This window comes from Pseudoalteromonas sp. SW0106-04 (assembly GCF_001293805.1).
GTDB lineage: Bacteria > Pseudomonadota > Gammaproteobacteria > Enterobacterales > Alteromonadaceae > Pseudoalteromonas > Pseudoalteromonas ruthenica.
The window spans coordinates 331,791-350,641 of sequence record NZ_BCAI01000001.1 but is presented as its reverse complement, the minus strand read 5'-3'; the positions used below and the strand labels follow the sequence as shown (position 1 = coordinate 350,641).

The window sequence follows — 18,851 nt, the reverse complement described above, 5'->3', positions numbered from 1 at the left end:
GTGTAATAGTTTTATTGCACGCAGGCATTATGCTGTCAGTAACAACAGGAGTGACTTATGCACAGCAATCCCAATTTAAATCATCGAAGTGCCTACCCACGCTGGCTACTCATCGGCATTCGCGCCTTGCTCGCAAAGCTGCTAACCCTGTATTTCGCATGGCATTCACCGAAATGCACGGCTACGTATAAATTAGCGTTAATCGCCGCATTAGCGTATCTGCTTTTTCCCTATGATTTAATCCATGACTTGGCCACAAGTTTTGGTTACGCCGACGACGGCACCTTTATGGGCGCGGCGATCATGACGTTTTCATCATGCATTGATGCCCGAGTCAAAAGCCTAGCCAAACGCAAAGCACAGGCCATGGTCTATGTCCCCAAGGGCAAGCGTTAACTGCGTGCTTGCGCTTGCTCATTTAAGCGCAGCAAAAGCGACGAAAACACCACACCACTGTGCGCTTTGAGGCCAATTTCACAGGTGCGACTGTTGCTGTAACCGCTTTTGCAGCCAGGGGGCTGCGAGTCTGTGAGATGACGCAAAGCATGGCTGTTGAGCTCAGGATGCGTGAACCCTTTATCACCGGCAAAACCACAACAACTGATATCGGTGGTACTGACTTTCTCACTTAATGCATGTGCCAACGCCAACATTGCCTTGCCTCCGTCGAGGTGTTGCGAGCTACAGGTGACATGTAACCAGATAGGCTCGGCACTGGGGGTAATGTGTAGATGTGGCAGCAGGTACTGCTGCGCAAAGGTAATACTATCTAGCGGCGCGATGTCTCCACCATTGGAGCTGTGCAAGGCACAGGGGCTGGCATCCATGACCACCGGCCAACGCCCGTTGTCACTGAGCTCGGCCATAACCTGCTGAAGCTGTTGCTGCTTATACTGGGCTTGGTGCTGCGCGCCTCGACTGTGAAACGCCATACCACAACACAATTGCCCTAGTTGTTTGGGCACAATAACCGTAAAGCCTGCTTTGGCACATAATTGTTGCAGTGTTTGCTGCACACTGTGCTCGCCATCGTTAGCAAAAACCCGATTTGCACAACTAGGAATGTACACCACGTTACGCTCCCCCGACTTACTGTGGCTCGATGTGGGGGTTGACTGCCCCTGCCCTTGCGGCCAGGCGCTGAAGTAGATAGGGGTGCCAAAACGCTGATGCAACCACTGGGTGCTGTTGTGCAGCTGCGTCTCGCCCACCACATGGGCCAGCTTTTTCATGCTACTGAGGCCAAAACGAGCAAGCTGCGTACTGCCCTGAAAATGCTGCGCGCTGTATTGGGCAATGCGATTAGCCAAACGCGATTGCGCAAACTCTTGTTGGCGTAACGATTTCACATAGGCTCCGGTGTCTATGCCAACAGGGCAGCGCGTTGCACATAATCCGGTTGCGGCGCAGCTGCTATCGACTAAGTGCTGAAAGCGGCTTTGAACGGCCCCTAAACGCTGCCGTAAACGAGGGCTTGGGCTGGCGCTACTGGCTAATTGCGCCTTAAGCTCGCGTTGATGACGACTCAAACTAATACGTTGACGCGGCGTTAATGTGTAACCTTGCGATGGACAAACAGGTTCGCAAAAGCCGCACTCGATACAGCTATCAATAGTGTCATCGGTCGCTGGCAGAGCTTTAACATGCTGCACGTGCGCACGCGGGTCGCTGTTGATGATCACCCCAGGGTTAAAAATCCCCTTGGGATCAAACAGCTGTTTGACCTGTTTCATGACCCCATAGCCGTCATCTCCCCACTCTAGGGCGACAAAGGGGGCCATGTTTCGCCCGGTTCCATGCTCGGCTTTCAGCGAACCATTGAGTTCAACGGCCACTAGCTGCGCCACCTCGGCCATAAACCGTTCGTAGCGCGCCACCTGCTCATCGTTATCAAAGCGCTGGGTAAATACAAAATGAAGGTTACCGGCTAAAGCATGACCGAAGATAATGGCTTCCTGGTAGCCGTGCTTGGCAAACAAGGCATGCAACGCCTTAATGCCGCGTGCCAAATCGCTGAGCGCAAAGGCGACATCTTCAATAATCACTGTGGTGCCTATCTCCCGCACTGCCCCCACCGCTGGGAAGGTGCCCTTACGCACATTCCACAGCGCCTGTGCCCGCTCGCTATCACTGCTAAGAGCATATTGATGAATAATATCGCCTTGATAACGCTCGAGTAAGGCACTGACAGCGGCGCTGGTGGTCTGTAATTCAGACTCGTCAGCGCCGGCAATTTCAATCAACAGCGCAGTGGCCTGCGCCGGAAAATCAACAACCTCGTTGGGCATAATGGCCTGTTCGCGCACCGACATCAGCGCGCGTTTATCGAGCATTTCCACCGCCTCTACGGGGTAGCGACTAAGCTGCTCGATAAAATCGCAGGCACTGTCTATTGTCGCAAAGGTAAACAGCCCGGTGTGTTTATGCGCACTGTGGGGCACGGTGTGGTAGGTAATATTGGCAATGAATCCAAGGGTGCCTTCGGAGCCGATCAGCAAATGCTTGATAATATCGATACCATCTTGGTAATCGACGAGCGCATTCAGGCCATATCCTGTGGTGTTTTTCAGTCGGTATTTATGTTCAATGCGCGTGCGCAGCGCCTGGTTTGCCCGCACTTGCTCGCCGAGGTGCTCGAGGGCCTGTACAAACTCGCCGTGACTGCGACGAAATTGCTCACAAGAGTGTGCATCTGCGGTCTTTAGCTCAGTGCCGTCGGCCAAAATAATGTGCATGTCCTTAAGCGTGTGGTAGCTATTATGCTTAACACCACAGCACATGCCTGAGGCATTATTTGCGGCAATACCGCCCACCTTGCAGCTGTTGATCGAAGCCGGATCAGGGCCTATTTTACGCCCAAATGGTGCCAGCAGCTGGTTGACCTTGGCACCGATAAGCGCTGGTGATAGCGTTATCCAATCGCCGTTGCTACCAATTTCATAATCCTGCCATTGGTCACTGAGCACCACCAATACACTGTCGCTAATCGCCTGCCCGGAGAGGCTGGTGCCAGCAGCACGAAAGGTTAACGCAACCTCAAAGCGCTGGGCTAGGGTAATTAACTGTTGCACCTGCGCGCGATGGTGCACTCGCACCACACACTCGGGGGTTAGGCGATAAAAACTGGCGTCGGTGCCCAGGGCATAACGCAAAGCATAATCAGTGATCACCTGCTCGCAGGATAAGGTTTTACGGGCAGCCTCAATGAAGGCTTCCATGGCGGCGCGGTACTCTGACATAATGACGGTCACTAATAGCGGGCGATGTGCCTTAGCATAGCTTGGAATAAAATATTATTAAATCCCTTAAGGTAGATAGTTTTACGCCTAAGCAACTGAGATCAGTACATGTTAAGGTCAGTCCGTCTAAAGTGGTTGTTTTTCTACCACTACACACTATAGAATCGTGAATAGTTTATTCCAAAAATCAGTCTCGGAGCGAGCCGTGTTTTTTCGCCAGATAGCCAAGGTACTAAGCCTTGCCATAGTAGGATATGCCCTTATGAGTGCCCCAAGTTTTGCCGCTACCCAGCTCACCTTAAAGCAGCAAATTGGCCAAAAGCTAATGTTAGACTTTCGCTATTATTGCGGTGATAGCACTGCCAGTGACCGCTGTCGCACCCCGATGACCAAGCTGCCACAGGCTCTTGCCGATGCCATTAGCACGCACTACATTGGTGGCGTGATCCTATTTGCCGAGAACATCGACAACACCGAGCAAATTGTCGCGCTGAACCGCGACTTACAACAAGCGGCGCTGGCCTCCTCATTAGCGGCCCCTTTGTTTATTAGTGTGGACCAAGAAGGGGGGCGTGTCGCTCGGATTCCCCGTCATCTTGGTACGGCGATGACTGGCAATATGTCCATCGGTGCGACCTATGCAAAGCATGGCAGTGAATATGCCAGCGCCAGTGCCAAAGTAATTGCTAAAGAGCTACGGGCCGTTGGTTTTAACGTTAATTACGCGCCCACCTTAGATGTCAATATGAATCCTAACAACCCGGTGATCAATGTGCGCTCCTTTGGTGAAGACCCGGCCCGCGTCGCTGAGCTTGGTGGCGCTCAGGTTGACGCCTATCAACGCCAACAGGTCATTGCCGCGTTAAAGCACTTTCCGGGTCATGGCGATACCAATGTCGATAGCCACACGGGTTTGCCCAAGGTCATGCATAGCAAAGAGCAGGTCATGGCCCAAGATATTGCCCCGTTTAGGGCGGTGATTGAGGCCGGCCATGCCCCGGGCATGATTATGACCGCACACATTCAATACCCGGCGCTCGACAGCAGCACCTTTGTCAGTAAACAGGGGCAAACAATGGTTAAACCGGCGACCATGTCGCGGGCCATTATGACCTCACTGCTGCGTGAGGAGCTGGGTTATCAGGGTGTCACCATCACCGATGCGTTAGATATGGCGGGTATCAGTGACTTTTTTACCCCCGAGGACGCGCTCATTAATACCTTCAAGGCCGGTGTCGATATTGCGCTTATGCCCATTGCTATTCGCAATGAACAAGATATTGCCGAGCTTAATCAGCTCATTGATGCCGTAGCCCATGCCATTGAGCGCGGCGAGTTAGAGCGCGGCGAATTTGCGCAATCAGCGCAGCGAGTCATGGCTTTGAAAGCCGACTATCAATTGCTGCCAGCGCACTTTGACAATCATCTGCTACAAACCGAGCTAGCGGCGATGACCTTAGGCAACGCCAGTCACCGGGCCATTGAAGCCGAGCTGGCCAGCGCCGCTATCACCGATATCAAAGCTGGACAGCGAGCCACCACCCTAATTAAGCAAGCGCGCAAAGTGGCGCTCATTATGCCCGATACCCGCAAGTGTATGGCGTTGCAGCAAGCTCTGGATCACCTCAGCGAGCAGCACCGAGTGTTTCACTGCATTAGTTTGCAAGGCCACGACCCTGAGCAAGCATACCTGGATATCAATGACGCCGATGTGGTTCTCGCTGCGAATGCCAGCCCACCACAAAGTGCCGTCGAAATAGGCGGCATGGACGATGTTTCAGCGTTAGCGCAGTTTGCGCTGAATCGTCAGCAGCAACCCGATGCGCTGGAATCGTTATTACAGCACGCGCAGCAAAGCGACACCCCGGTGATATTCGTCAGCTTACGAGCCCCTTATGACATTACTCAATTTGGCGCCTACGCGCAGGCCGTGTTGGCAACCTATGCGTATAATATTGATGTTGATGATGGCGAAACCGTACAAGGCCCCGCCTTTACTGCATTGGCCAAGGTACTCTTGGGATTGCGGCAGGCCCCTGGAGAACTGCCGGTTACTATAGCGCCGGCCAAGGTTCTGCGCTAGGGTGGGGATAAACACGATATAAGATACTGTTATGGACGCAAATGCCTCTTTAAAAACACCTGCGGACATCCGCCGGTTGATACGCGATGGTCATTATTCAGGGCATACCTCTGGGTTTGCCCCCGGTTATGTGCAAGCCAATGTGGTGATCTTACCTAAAAAATACGCCTATGATTTTTTGGGCTTTTGTCAAAATAACCCACGCGCCTGTCCGTTACTCGGTCACACTGAAGCGGGCGCCACCGAGCTACCGCGTTTAGCGCAGGATCTGGACATTCGCACCGACATTCCCAAATATCGGGTGTATGAGCTAGGACAAAAGGTCAGTGAGCAAACCGAGATCTCCTCGCTGTGGCGCAAGGACTTAGTGACCTTCCTGATCGGCTGCTCATTTTCTTTTGAAGAGGCGTTATTGGCCGACGGCATTGAAGTGCGTAATATCACCGAAAACTGCAATGTTCCCATGTATGTGACCAATCAAGCCTGTCATCGCAGCGGCGTGTTTGGCGGCAACATGGTGGTGAGTATGCGGCCCATGACCCCTAAAGACGCCATTCGCGCCATTCAAATATGCAGCCGCTTTCCTAGCGTGCACGGCGCACCGGTGCATTTTGGCGATCCTCAGGCCATTGGCATTAACGATATTAAGCGGCCAAACTTTGGTGATGCGGTGAGTATAAAGCCAGGGGAGGTGCCGGTTTTCTGGCCATGTGGGGTGACGCCTCAGGTGGCCATTGCCACTGCTCGCCCGGATTTTTGTATTACCCACAGCCCCGGACATATGCTGATTTTAGATATTAAAAACACCGCACTATCGAGCTTTTAGGAGTGTTTATGCTATTGAATTGCGACTTAGGTGAAAGCTTTGGCAACTGGCGTATGGGTGAGGATGCCTTGGCCATGCCTCACATTGATTTAGCCAATATCGCGTGCGGCTTTCATGGCGGCGATCCTCAGGTAATGGCTCGCACCTTAGCACTGGCCAAACACCATCAGGTAAGTATTGGCGCACACCCCAGCTATCCTGACCGCCAAGGCTTTGGACGACGCTCCATGGCGCTCAGTGCCGACGAACTGTGTAGCGATTTACATTATCAAATCGCCGCTTTAGAGGGCATGGCCAGGGTGCAAGGGTTAACGCTGCGCTATGTGAAGCCGCATGGCGCCTTATACAACGACATGATGCGTGATAACGCTATTCTCGCCACCGTGATGCAGGCCATCGCCAGCTACCCGAGCGAGTTGCAACTGATGGTGCTGGCCACCGGGCAGCGTCAGCAACATGAATTAATGGCACAGCAGCACGGCCTGTCATTGTTATTTGAAGCCTTTGCCGACCGCCGCTACACCGATCAAGGCACCCTTACCCCGCGCTCACAATCAGGCAGTGTGTTGGATAAGCAAGCTATGCTTGCGCAAGTTCAATTATTGGTGGCCGAGGCCAAAGTCATCACCGACAGTGGCCAAAGCCTCGCGCTCAATGCCGACACCTTATGTGTTCATGGCGATAATCTCGAAGCCGTCAATGCCATCAAAGAGATCCGTGCGCTGTGTGCCCGCTAACACCGCAACTACAGCTCAGTCGAGACATTGAAGACTGCCTGGTTGCGCAGAATTTACGTGGCATGGCGCAGGTACAAAAGGCGCTGCAACCCGGCTATGTCTATCGCGCTGCAAAGCAGTTATTTGCGGCCCAAGAGCAAATTTTAATTGCTACAGGCTTCCCCGTAGCGGGGACCTTCGAAACCGATGGCCCGGTCGGCGCAATGGCGCTATATCAGGCGCTAACCACACTCGGCAAAGAAGTTAAATTAATTTGCGCAGACCCGCTATACAGGAAAATCGCCGAGGATTATAACTGTATGCCGCTGCCTTTAAATGATGTTGTGGGCGCTCATCAACAAGCCCAGGCCTACTACCACCATCACCGCGTCAGCTGTGTGCTTGCAATTGAGCGTCCGGGGCTCAACGCGCAAGGACGCTACACCAATATGCGCGGTGAAGATATTAGCTCCGGCTGCGCCAGCTTTGACCCCTATATGACGCTGGCCCCGTGTCCAACCTTGGCCATTGGCGATGGCGGCAATGAAATTGGCATGGGTAAGGTAAGCGAAGCCCTTGAACAGCTCGCGATTACCCCCAGTGTCACTAGTTGTGATGAGCTGGTTGTGGCCGACGTATCGAACTGGGGCGCATATGGCTTAATTGCTTTTCTGGGGTTGTGGCAACAACAAGATCTGTTAGGTGATATTGATAGCCCGGCGTTATTACGCTATTGCAGCGAGCTAGGCAGCGTCGATGGCGTCACTTTACGCAATGAGCTGACCGAAGACAGTCTCGATGCCAGCCATGGCCAAGGCATCATCAACCAATTACGACAGTTAACGGGCTTTTTGCCCCAAGAGAATGAGGAAACCCCATGAGCCTTGTGTATTTAAATGGCGATTACATGCCACCAGAGCAGGCTAAAATCTCACCGATGGATCGCGGTTTTTTATTTGGTGACGGCATTTATGAGGTGGTGCCCGCCTACCACGGCAAGATGCTCGGTTTTGATGCCCATATCCAACGCATGCAATCGGGGTTAGCAGCCATTGATATTGAGCTTGACTATACAGCGCAGCAATGGCGACAAATCTGTGACACCTTGATTGCCAAGAACCCGGGCCCAAACCAAGGTATCTATCTGCATGTTAGTCGTGGTGCCGATAGCAAACGCAACCACGCCTACCCGCAAGGTATCACGCCCACGGTTTTCGCCTTTTGCTTTGAACTGCCCGGCGAGCCGGTTTGCGATCCGGAGTTAGCCACCAGCTACCATGTTTCCCTCGAGCAAGATAAACGCTGGCAGCGCTGTAACATTAAGTCCACCGCATTGCTTGGCAATGTGATGCATTATCAAAGCGGCGCAGCGGCAGGTAACAAAGAAACCATCTTATTCAATAGTGATGAGCACATTACCGAGGCAAGCTCCAGCAATGTGTTTATCGTCAAAGATGGCGTGATCAGCACCCCGCCGTTAGATCACCAGATTCTGCCGGGGATCACCCGCTGGCTGATCCTCACCATTTTAGCCGAGCACAGCGACTTTACTGTGCAGCAACGAGTGATCAGCAAAGCGGAATTACTTAACGCCGATGAGGTATGGATAACCTCGGCAACCAAAGAAGTCGGTCCGGTGGTTAAAGTCGCCGACCAGGTCATTGGCAGCGGCCAACCCGGCCCGGTATGGCAACAAGTGCAAAGCCTGTTTAGCGAACATAAATTCGACTACTAACAGCAACCTCTTATGGCGCCAGTGTCACGCTGGCGCTGCATTCGAATTCAGGACACAAACCTAAGCCCTGCCCTTGCTTGAGGGTACCATTTTGAATTATCATACAAATAGGCGTTCTACAGTCTCAGACTCAATCTCTCTCCTGTTTTTCTGTCTCCATTGGCGCCGATAATCACAACCAATTGCTACAAAAGGGTTCTTATGCACCACCTTGATAATCAGGGCCGCCAGCCTATTGGCGTTATTTTACTCGTGTTAGCCTTGGGGACCTTTATTTTAGGTCTGACCGAATTTTCGATGATGCCTATGCTGCCACTGATCAGCGAGACCTTTGCGGTAACCCCCGGGCAAAGTGGCTATGCTATTAGCGCCTATGCTATCGGCGTGGTGATTGGCGCGCCAGTGTTTATGCTCGTATGCGCAAATATGAATAAGCGAAACGCGTTGGCCCTATTCGTTGCCATTATGTTTGTTGCCAATGGCCTCAGCGCAATGGCACAAACGCTGCAGCAGCTTGTGCTATTTCGTTTATTAAGCGGCCTTCCTCATGGCGCATATTTTGGTACTGCGCTGTTACTGGCGGCACAGCTGGCTCCCACTCATCGCCGCGCAAGCTTTATGGCTAAGGTATTTATGGGGCTGACCATCGCCACTATTGTCGGTGTGCCGCTCGTTACCTTAATAGGCCAATCACTCTCATGGCGCTATTGTTTAGCACTGGTGGCCTTACTCGCCTTAATCGCTTTGGTGCTGGTGTTATGGCTGGTGCCAAACCAAGCCAACAAAGAGCACACTCATTTAGGCGATCAGTTAGAGGTGCTTAAGAATCCACTTGTTTGGTCTATTCTCGGAATTATTATCATAGGCTTTGGTGGCGTATTCTGTATTTATACCTATATCGCCGACACCATTTTACAGGTTACGCAAAGCGCTGCCGTCACCATTTCCATCGCCATGGTGATGTTCGGTATAGGCTGTACCTTAGGTAATTATGTACTGGGTAAAGCCGCCGACCACTCTGCGCTTATCACCACAGGTGCAGCGCTGCTTGGCGCGACCTTGTTTGCGTTGCTGTATGTTAATGTAGCCACAAATATTTATCTGCTGTGTGGGGTGATCTTCTTTATTGGCTTTAGTGTTGGTTTAGGCACCGTGATCCAGTCGCTGCTTATGCAGGTCTCGCCGCAAGGCCATGCCATGATTGGGGCGCTAGTGCAATGTGCCTTTAATACTGCCAATGCAATCGGTCCGTGGGCTGGGGGCATGGCCCTTACTTATGGTCTACAGATGAACGAAACAGGCTATGTCAGTGCAAGTTTGTTTGCCGGTGGCTTGGTGATGTGGGCGCTGAGCGTGGTGTTACTGCGACGTAAAGCTGCGGCACCTGTAGATTACCAACAATATGCGACTCGACGCCTGTAAACGTTACCTGTTAACTTGTTCAATTAATGCAATCGCCTCTTCAATCATACTCACCGATAAAGCCCTTGCCTTGTCGACTTCGCCATTTGCAACGGCAAGGAAGAGGTTTTTGTGCGCCTCAACAACCATATGCGTGTCGCCCTTAATCGGTGTAGTGTAACGAACACTGACATTAAGTGCGGTACTGGTAAAGTCTCTGAGCTGACGAAGAAAGCGGTTGCCACTTGCGTTAAGTAACTCTAGGTGAAAATCTATATCGTAGCGATGAAAGTTACTGTCGCAATCCACAGAGGCTGCCATGTTTTTCCAAGCGTGTTCTATTTTAGCGATAGACTCACTATCAGCACGCTGAGCCGCTAAAGCTGCGGCTTGTGGCTCAACAGCGAGCCTCATTTCCAAGAACTCCTTGAGTATCGATAACGAAGGGTTGCTGTCTAGCATCCAAGTAAGAACCTGCGGGTCGTAAAGATTCCAGTTATCAGCGTCTTCTATGCGTATTCCTTGGCGTGGACGAGAAGAGATTATTCCTTTTGCCGCCAGCATTTTTACTGCTTCACGTACGGCTGTACGACTAATATTGTATTGCTCACATAATTTAGCTTCAGTAGGCAAAGCGTGGGCGCTATTGTAGTGTCCAGATATTATTGCTTTTCCCAGTTCATCGGCTAATTGCATGGACAAACTGGTCTTTCTTAGTGGTGCCATAAATTGAAATGTTACTTATAACTAGTTAAATAAGAGTGTGTGAGATATACCCACGATACAGGTGTTAAGTGTTTAAGTGTACTTGCTTTTGCGCCTTTTGTTTTTTAACTTCAACTCAGTATATTACTGGTTCATATTTTCACTAAAGGTTACCATATACTTCAAAACCTTATCTTAACGGGATCTGCTTTGAAGTCATCACTTTTCGCTGCCACATTGGCACTGCTAAGCCACGCGAGTTTAAGTCACGCCACCCCCACTTACCACGACGCACTGGCACAGTACGCTGTCGATGAATACCAAGACGCACAAATTCACACTCTCGCGAATATGGTGTCGTTCGCTACGGTTAATACCAGTGCATTTAAAACACCTGATAACCCTGAGTTCATTGGCTTCAAACACCTTTTGAAAATGAAGGCTGCACAGCTCGGCTTGGATTATCAAGATTTGGGCTACACCGTGCTTATCGGCATGGGTGAGCAGCAGGACAAGGTGACTATAGTGACCCATGGCGATGTGCAACCAGCCGATGCATCAAAGTGGGCCAAAAGCCCGTTTGTGCTCGATAGCACAACCGAGCCGGGCAAACTAATCGCCCGAGGTACCGAGGACGACAAAGGCGCAATCGCCACCGCGTTGTATGCCATGAAAGCTATTAAAGACCAGGGCATACAATTAGATAATCGCATTGAACTGATGATTTATTTGGCCGAGGAGTCCGACTGGCAACCGCTACGCACCTTTATGCAAAGCTATCAGCAACCTAAATATGCGGTGACCATCGATGCCAGTTACCCTGTGGTGGTAGCCGAAAAAGGCTGGAGCCTAGTGGCCCCCACTTTTAGCGGTACTTATCAGGGCTCACAGATGTATGTCAGTGAGTTTACAGGAGGCGCGTTTGTAAGCCAAATTCCTGAAGATGCCAGCGTGCGCGTGCACAATGCCAATGTCGAAGCGATAGCTACGCTGCGTGCCAACGCGGCAAAGCTCAGTGACGTTGAGGTTCAAATTGAAGAGCTGGGCGATAATGAAGTGTTAGTGCGCGTCAAAGGCACTTCAGCGCATTCGTCGGAGCCCGAGTCTGGAGTCAATGCCATTGCCCATTTAGGCGCGGTGTTTAATGATCTGGAGCTGGCAACCAATGCCGATGGCCAAGCCTTGCTATTTATTAATGAGCTTATTGGCTTAGATCTCTATGGCAAGCACTTTGGCGACATTGCCTATAGCCATGACTTTATGGGCCCAATGACGGTAGCACCGACCTTAATTGAGCGCCAAAACGACACGCTCACCCTCTCGGTGAACTTACGTCGGCCAGAGGGCAAGCCAGAGTCGCAACTGCGTACAGAAATTAACAGCGCTTTGAACAAATGGCAGCATCGTCACCAAGTTGAGCTGGCAGCGGTTGATATAGAAATTGGCACCCCTATGCTATTAGATGATGCCCCGCACGCCGACGCCCTGCTAAATATTTTCAAACACTACACTGGCGATGAGCAGGCGGAGTTTGTCTCCATTGGCGGTGGCACCAATGCCAAGCTGTTTGATAACGCCGTGTCTTTCGGCCCATCCATGCCTGGCAAAGCCTATACCGGTCACTCCGAGCATGAGTTTATGACTCCTGAGCAGCTACGTCTCAACCTCAAAATGTACACCGCCATGATGGTGACCTTAGGTAATATGTAGTGCTTCAATGACAGCCGTTATGGATGACGGCTGCTTGAATAGTAGGTGCACAATAACGATTCGCGCTGCACCGAGTTAGTGCAGCAAGCACATTTTAATTAAGCATTAGCAAAGGCTGCGAGCGCTATACCCTAGTTTAAACACAAGTGTATAGTTGGTTTATAAATTGCTTTCTCTCTATTTTAATCAAAAAAGTACTTATGCAGACACCCATTAGAGGACTTCGCGCATTCTGTTTCGCAGCTCGCTGCTTGAGCTTCAAACAAGCGGCTGAGCAACTCTACCTCACCCCTTCGGCTGTCAGTCACCAAATTAAACAACTCGAGCAACAGCTTGGCTTCGCACTTTTTCAGCGCCGTACCCGGGCAATAATACTGACTAACGAAGGTAAAAACTTCTTCGATGCCATAGAGCCTATTATCACTGATCTTGAGCAGACCATTCGCACCTTTAGTCACAAAGATAATAACGTCACTATTAGCATTGCCTTGCCAGAGTTTTTCGCCAGCGAGCTATTGATGCCAGTGCTCAGTGAATGGACTTCACAGCATCCCGATGTCAATTTAGAGGTCGACACTTTGCGCACCCGCACACAAAAAGTGCGCGGCACCGATTTATCAATTGTTCTCTCGCATGACACTCCGGTCAGTGGCATTGCCACTGAATTATTTGCGTTGGAATATATTCCCGCTTGTAACCGCACTACCTACGAGCAGTGGCAACATAATAGCGAGCAGGCATTAAGTGAGCTGCCACTAATTGTCCATCAGTCGCGACCTTGGTCTTGGCATCAATGGGCTGAATACCATTATCCAGGGGATTTCGCGCCCAAGCAGATCATTCAACTTGATAGTATGTTTGGGGTGGCCCGCGCAGCGCAGCAAGGAATGGGGGTGGCGTTAATCCCCATGCCGATTAGCCGCACTTGGTTTAATGAAGGATTACTATGGCCATTGGTCAACAAGCCCTTATGGACCAAGGATAAATACTATTTAGTTGAGCATGAAGTGGCTGAACCTGACTCACCCCTGGCTGATTTTACCCAGTGGGTGATCAATACCTATAAACAGTAACGCGATAAGTCCTCTGGTATCGACAACCAAAGTAGCGTGTTATGTCAATAAGTGAGCTGCTAACACTGTTAAGCCATCGCTTAAAAAAACGGGTGCATATTGTGTCAGTAAGCTCGCCTAAAACTTCAATTTATCTTGATAAGATTAAACAACAGCATGGCCTATGGTGATATTGATGGTATTTCCAGCAAAGGCCCACACGCCCAACAGGTAGCCGAAGTGATACATATTGCCATTGTTATTCGTTTCGTAGATGCTGACACCATCTTTAAATAAACTGACAATGAAAAACACAGGCATTAATAAACCATGCCACAGCCCAGATAAAAATCCGGCTTGCGAGGCATCCTCTGCTTTGTATTTTGATTGAAATCCTGGCATTGATAGCGCATAACTCATCGTTTACATCTTCCTTATTATTGTTGTTATCTCAAAGCGGCTCTTACATCAAAAGCAATAACCTTTCGCTTTGTCCTGATATTATTACTTTTACCAAACCTGAGTGATGCTTCCAACGACAGAGTTGTTACAAACTTTGTAAGTATGTCTGTGCTGTACACAAGATGAGATTGATGCCTTGGATAGGTCAATTAGGATTGAGGATTTTTGATTTTATCTGGGCGCAGGATGGCGATTGAATAGCCAATCCGCTATAAGAAGATTGGGAACCCAGCTTAACTAGGCAAGTAGCGGATAAAAATCAGTAAAAGGCATGCCTGACGCCATAAACGCCCCCAGATAAATGCGCAAGGTGACAGCAGAGAAAGTGACAGAGAAGTTGCGTATCATCCAACGTCGATGAGCATCAAAATCCTTTTTCATAACACAGAAAAAGGCCATGAACCCAGTGATTAACCACACCAAAGCTGAACCAGTAAACCCAACGATAGACACTAAACCACCAAACGCAGTTTGTGCCAATGCCAAGCCAGCGAGCCCACCTAGCAGTACACCGACTAGTAGATAAACACGGCCAAACCAACGGTGCAGCTGCGGGTAACGCGAACGCAGAGTAGACAAAAATTGCCACGGTCCCAGCGCTAAAGCCGTTAGCGAGCCAAACACATGCACATAAATAGCCAGTTGATGTTGGTTAAACACCATTTGCATATCGGGGTGCACCAACGAGCCGAGAGGCAAAAAGCTGTAAGCGTATAACGCATAACCAGCTACACCTAATGAACAAAGTAACAACGCCCACCAGCTTAAAGTTTTCACGGTTGTATCTGCCTCAATTGCAAAAAGTCAGCGCTTAACAGATACCGCGTCAAGCTAGGGTCAAAGCATAGTCCTTAATTTAGGTAAAAACCACTATGCTGATAATTGCTATTTTCAACATTTTTAGCAGGCAATAAAACCCAGACGCGACCATCTAGACAACGGCGATAACCTAGTCAGGGGCTAATTAATTGATTGTATTTATATTATTAGCTTCGCATAGACGGCCAGCTGCACGATGAACTCACGGATTCATCTATAGATAAATTTTTTTCATTTAACGGTGCGATTTATATCGTTTGTAGAGTAAAAGCTTTAAACCTACAGTTAATACCGAAGCAAACACACAACCCGAGGATAGCACCGTGAAAACGCTCAAATTAGCTCTAGCCATTACGACAGCCACATTTTTAACTAGCAGTTACGCCGCTGACTACAAATTAGCAGTCATCGATGACAATGACACATCAAAAGCAGTACTTGCAGGGCAATACGACCAGGTAATTAACTTAGGTAATGTCACTGAGTTAGACCAGCAAGCTGCATTCGAGAAGTTGGTGAACCAGTGTGCTGCGCACATCCAAGTAGGTAAGGCTGACGAAGCGCTTTCAATGTGTAGCCTCGCGATTGAACTGATCAGTGAGATAGATGTAAATGCCAACAAGCGTCGCGAGCTTACTGCTTACGCCTATGGCAACCGTGGCATCGCCCACTCTTTGAAAAACGAATACCAGGCCGCGCTGGCCGATTTCAGCGCCGCATACAAAACAAAGCGCAATACCATTACCCGTGCAAATCTAAAAACGGCGCAATCAAGCCTCAAGCAATTGCAAGGCCATGTAGCACCGTAAGACCCTTCTCATAGTGTGTTGTTCCTGCTCAAAGGAACCTCCAAAAGCGTCCATCTGGGCGCTTTTTATATTATCAGCCCCGCTCTAAATACTAATAATATTCGCGGACAACTTCACGCAAACCATAGCGTGTAGCCTACCCACTTTTACGGCTGCGCGGTGCGCCGAGCACAATAGCCAGCTGACATAAGCACACACTAAGAAACGCGCTGACCCCGAGGGCGCCGCCATAACCGTGTAAATGCGGCACCAAGTAATGAAATAGCAATGCAAACAACACGGCCGCACTGGTTAAGGTGTAGTAGCCAAAGCGCGCCGGGGTACTCATACCCACGAAGGTGCCGCCAAAGAAAACCACTGAATACAGCTCTGCATGGTTGCTCATCAATGAAAACAGCGCATACGCAATAAGAGACAACAAACTAGAGGCACGTAGCGCGTTGAAGTAACGCAGCTTGGAAAGAAAATAGGTGGCAAACGCAGCAGTCACCGCAATAACAATAGTGAGCACCATTAACCTATCCCTCCTTGCACCAACATAAATAGCGCCACACTGACAAAGGCCACGCTTCCAAGTTTACCGCCGAAGCCAGTAAAAAGGTTCATCGTCAATGCGTACAACGTTGTGCCAATAAAGGCGATAACGGCTAGTTGCCAGTAACCCGAAATGAGCTCAGCTGAACACATACCCGCAAAGCTCCCAGCATACACAGCGGCATTAGGGTGGCCTGCAAAGCGTTTTGGAAAGGGAATAACGGAGCCTATTAACCCAGTTGCAGCGGCAGCGGGAACGAGCGGCACAGCCCAATGGCTATGTAACATAAAGCAGCTTAAACAGCCCGATAGAAAAGCAAGGTACTTAACAACAAAAAACAACCACAGCGCCCTTGGATAAAATAAGGTGGGGTATTATGCCACAGCTTAATGTTTACCTCGACATCAGCTAGTTAAGCAGGCCACCACCGCACGGGAGAGCAGCGATGAGCAAGCACTAGTGTACTTTCTGTCCTTGTTGGTATTGATTGAGCCCGGTGAGCGCATTATACAAACCCGCCGTCATGGTTAGATCATGGGGGGTGTCTGTAAACTCTTCTAATTGCAAAATTAAATCAACAGAGCGATTGCGAGCAATGGTGTTGGTAAAGCCGCTATACACACTTTTCATTTCCCCTGCCTCATTGCCGATGTTGAGGTATAAAAAGCTCGGGGTGGTTATTCCAGAAATCACATATTGTTCGGCTCGCTGAGCCGTGGCCCTCGTTGACCACCACAGCGCCGGACTAAAAGCGAGATGAGCTTGAAACAACGTTGGCCGTGAATGAAACGCATGGATCACAAACAGCCCTGCAATGGAGTGACCGGCAAGGGTGTTGTAGCCACTGGTTCGGTACTGACTGTTCACCTCAGGTATTAACTCACTCTCAAGATATTCAATAAAGGCCGGTGCACCGCCACCCTCGCCGACGGGTCCTCGCGGGTCGGTGTTGACTGTCGGGGCAAAGTCGTGCAGCCGATTGGCAGGCTCAATCCCCACCACAATATGCTCACGCGCCCCTTGAGATACTGCCAACCGGGCCAGCATGCTTGCCACAAGCTGCGCGTTGAGCTTGCCATCTAATACGTAAATAACAGGATAGTCTTTTGTCTTTTCGCTGCTATAGGAAGCGGGAAGGATCACCTTGATTTCGGGCTTAGCACTGAGAGTGTGGCCCTGTTCAGACCGTGTTTGTGCATGACTAGAGAAAGAAAATACCCATAATAGTGCCCAGAGTAACGTCTTCAAAATATTAATTCCCTTTAAATTAAGATCTTAACTTACACTGCCAGAGCCGGAACTTTTAAGCAAACGCAATATAGCGGCAAACTCAAACAACACCGACACAGCGATGTGTACCAAAGCAGGCGCAAACGCCTGATAGCTGATTGCTCATCCAGGCGAATGTTAAAATGCATTTTTATATCAAAATAAATACGTTGCGCTTATGCTTTTAAGAGCGTTAAAGAGGCAGTCCCTGTCATTTAGAGCTTTGGTTCTATCCCACAAAGCGAATGCTCCGCTGACACGTTTCTGCCCCAAAATGAGTAAGGTAATTGCTCTAAAGGTCTGTTGTGAGCGAAAAGCTGACGTTCTTCATTTCGCCTAGATTACTGTTTATATATCCATAACCCTTGAGTTTCGTCCATAGTCAGGGAAACGACCCTTTGGGTGGTTTTGTCGTGTCTACGTGTAGAGCAATATAGCGAAACTTCAACGCTGGTAAGTACTTCCTTAATTTGCTATCAATGGTCATAGGACAAAAACGAGACTGGTTGCGGCAGAAAAACGACCCACTCGCTCGATATTAAATTGTTAAGTAGCTTGCCAATGGAGGAACCATAGTGTCGGAAGGAAACTCACTAGTAAATTTTGGTGATATATCAAAGCCAGCTACGATGCTGATTGAAAAGGTTTCGAATGCTGTTGGTGTTCTCTACGAACCAAGACGGATAAAAAAGAAAGCTGAAGCCGAGGCAGAAGCTGAAAAAATAAAGGCATTAGCATCAATAGAGCTTAGTGATATCCAGCAAAGGGCTATTGATCGAATGGTCCAGCAAGAAGGTCGAAAGCAAGAAAATATTGAAGCTATTACAGCACAGGCTGCATCTTCACTAGCCGAGGATGCGGATGTGCAAAATCTTGAAGAAGACTGGGTGGCCCACTTCTTTAAGAATTGTGACACTGTTTCAGATACCGAGATGCAGTCACTATGGTCTAGCTTGCTCTCTGGTGAGGCATCGAAGCCAGGTACTTTTTCTAAGCGAACTATAGATTTTGTAGCGTCAATGGACAAAAAGGACGCAGAGATATTTACCAAGTTTTGTCAGTTTTCTTGGTTCCTTGGTGATGTCATGCCTATTATCTTAGACTCTGATCATGATGTTTATAAAAATGAAGGGATTAGCTTTAGTGTTCTAAAACACTTAGATGCAATAGGACTAATATCCTTTGAGTCAACCTCAGGTTATCGCCGCATGGGGTTTGGTAAACATGCACGGATTTTCTACTTCGGTCGACCTACTATTATTGAATTCCCTAAAGATAATGATAATGAGCTAAACATTGGGAAAGTTTTGCTGACCCGAGCTGGCCAAGAGCTTGCTCCGATATGCGGCGCTCAAAGGAATGAGAAATTCTATGAATATGTTATTGAACAATGGTTTAAAAGTGGGTTTATCGTGCATACCCAGCTACTTAACAAGTAGCTGCACTGGAAAAATTACTCGCTGCGCTCCTAATTTCCCAGTGAGCTAGGC

The 18,851-nt window shown here is 49.5% G+C and carries 18 protein-coding genes; 11 read left to right on the top strand and 7 right to left on the bottom strand.

Annotation, left to right across the window (positions count from 1 at the left end; all coding sequences use genetic code 11):
- The first annotated feature begins 57 nt into the window (after positions 1–57).
- Positions 58–396, top strand: a complete 339-nt coding sequence (locus W04_RS01590) for a DUF1232 domain-containing protein (RefSeq protein ID WP_053909528.1) — start codon at positions 58–60, stop codon at positions 394–396.
- Here the strand turns inward: W04_RS01590 and W04_RS01585 are convergent.
- Positions 393–3,239: an FAD-binding and (Fe-S)-binding domain-containing protein gene (locus W04_RS01585; RefSeq protein ID WP_231657972.1), complete on the bottom strand. Its 2,847-nt coding sequence runs from the start codon at positions 3,237–3,239 to the stop codon at positions 393–395. The genes W04_RS01590 and W04_RS01585 overlap by 4 nt on opposite strands.
- Positions 3,240–3,501: 262 nt before the next feature.
- Between W04_RS01585 and W04_RS01580 the strand changes: the two genes are divergently transcribed.
- From W04_RS01580 to W04_RS01555, 6 genes are all read left to right on the top strand, one after another.
- Positions 3,502–5,322 (top strand): glycoside hydrolase family 3 protein, encoded by a 1,821-nt coding sequence (locus W04_RS01580; RefSeq protein ID WP_053909527.1) that lies wholly within the window; start codon positions 3,502–3,504, stop codon positions 5,320–5,322.
- Between the two features lie 31 nt (positions 5,323–5,353).
- Positions 5,354–6,148: a putative hydro-lyase gene (locus W04_RS01575; protein ID WP_053909526.1), complete on the top strand. Its 795-nt coding sequence runs from the start codon at positions 5,354–5,356 to the stop codon at positions 6,146–6,148.
- Between the two features lie 8 nt (positions 6,149–6,156).
- Complete coding sequence (locus W04_RS01570; RefSeq protein WP_053909525.1) at positions 6,157–6,885, top strand: 5-oxoprolinase subunit PxpA; 729 nt, start codon at positions 6,157–6,159, stop codon at positions 6,883–6,885.
- A complete protein-coding gene (locus W04_RS01565; RefSeq protein WP_053909524.1) occupies positions 6,873–7,745 on the top strand; it encodes a glutamate cyclase domain-containing protein in 873 nt (290 codons plus the stop codon). The genes W04_RS01570 and W04_RS01565 overlap by 13 nt, the downstream gene beginning before the upstream one ends.
- Positions 7,742–8,599 (top strand): D-amino acid aminotransferase, encoded by an 858-nt coding sequence (locus W04_RS01560; protein WP_053909523.1) that lies wholly within the window; start codon positions 7,742–7,744, stop codon positions 8,597–8,599. Before W04_RS01565 ends, W04_RS01560 begins: the two co-directional genes overlap by 4 nt.
- A 201-nt stretch (positions 8,600–8,800) precedes the next feature.
- The gene (locus W04_RS01555) at positions 8,801–10,021 is read left to right on the top strand and encodes an MFS transporter (RefSeq protein WP_053909522.1); all 1,221 of its coding nucleotides are present in this window, start codon (positions 8,801–8,803) and stop codon (positions 10,019–10,021) included.
- 3 nt (positions 10,022–10,024) lie between these two features.
- Here W04_RS01555 and W04_RS01550 read toward each other — a convergent pair whose 3' ends face one another.
- Positions 10,025–10,726, bottom strand: coding sequence for a FadR/GntR family transcriptional regulator (locus W04_RS01550; protein ID WP_053909521.1), 702 nt, complete (start codon positions 10,724–10,726; stop codon positions 10,025–10,027).
- A 189-nt stretch (positions 10,727–10,915) separates the two neighbouring features.
- Here W04_RS01550 and W04_RS01545 point away from each other — a divergent pair, with 189 nt between their 5' ends.
- Positions 10,916–12,415, top strand: coding sequence for a dipeptidase (locus W04_RS01545; RefSeq protein WP_053909520.1), 1,500 nt, complete (start codon positions 10,916–10,918; stop codon positions 12,413–12,415).
- 200 nt (positions 12,416–12,615) lie between these two features.
- A complete protein-coding gene (locus W04_RS01540; RefSeq protein WP_053909519.1) occupies positions 12,616–13,488 on the top strand; it encodes a LysR family transcriptional regulator in 873 nt (290 codons plus the stop codon).
- A 144-nt stretch (positions 13,489–13,632) separates the two neighbouring features.
- Here W04_RS01540 and W04_RS01535 read toward each other — a convergent pair whose 3' ends face one another.
- Positions 13,633–13,887 carry a hypothetical protein gene (locus tag W04_RS01535; RefSeq protein WP_052698265.1) on the bottom strand — a complete coding sequence of 85 codons (255 nt, stop codon included), beginning with the start codon at positions 13,885–13,887 and terminating at the stop codon, positions 13,633–13,635.
- A gap of 279 nt (positions 13,888–14,166) precedes the next feature.
- The gene (locus W04_RS01530) at positions 14,167–14,706 is read right to left on the bottom strand and encodes a DUF2306 domain-containing protein (protein ID WP_082342078.1); all 540 of its coding nucleotides are present in this window, start codon (positions 14,704–14,706) and stop codon (positions 14,167–14,169) included.
- A 365-nt stretch (positions 14,707–15,071) separates the two neighbouring features.
- Between W04_RS01530 and W04_RS01525 the strand changes: the two genes are divergently transcribed.
- On the top strand, positions 15,072–15,557 hold the full coding sequence (locus W04_RS01525; RefSeq protein WP_053909518.1) for a hypothetical protein: 486 nt from the start codon (positions 15,072–15,074) through the stop codon (positions 15,555–15,557).
- A 136-nt stretch (positions 15,558–15,693) separates the two neighbouring features.
- Here W04_RS01525 and W04_RS01520 read toward each other — a convergent pair whose 3' ends face one another.
- The 3 genes from W04_RS01520 to W04_RS01510 all read right to left on the bottom strand — a co-directional run bounded on the left by W04_RS01520 (position 15,694) and on the right by W04_RS01510 (position 17,340).
- A complete protein-coding gene (locus tag W04_RS01520) occupies positions 15,694–16,071 on the bottom strand; it encodes a hypothetical protein (protein WP_053909517.1) in 378 nt (125 codons plus the stop codon).
- Positions 16,071–16,379: a hypothetical protein gene (locus W04_RS01515; RefSeq protein ID WP_053909516.1), complete on the bottom strand. Its 309-nt coding sequence runs from the start codon at positions 16,377–16,379 to the stop codon at positions 16,071–16,073. Before W04_RS01515 ends, W04_RS01520 begins: the two co-directional genes overlap by 1 nt.
- Positions 16,380–16,548: 169 nt before the next feature.
- Complete coding sequence (locus W04_RS01510) at positions 16,549–17,340, bottom strand: alpha/beta hydrolase (RefSeq protein WP_082342077.1); 792 nt, start codon at positions 17,338–17,340, stop codon at positions 16,549–16,551.
- Positions 17,341–17,936: 596 nt separating this feature from the next.
- Here W04_RS01510 and W04_RS01505 point away from each other — a divergent pair.
- Complete coding sequence (locus W04_RS01505; RefSeq protein ID WP_053909515.1) at positions 17,937–18,800, top strand: DUF2806 domain-containing protein; 864 nt, start codon at positions 17,937–17,939, stop codon at positions 18,798–18,800.
- The last annotated feature ends 51 nt before the right edge of the window (positions 18,801–18,851 follow it).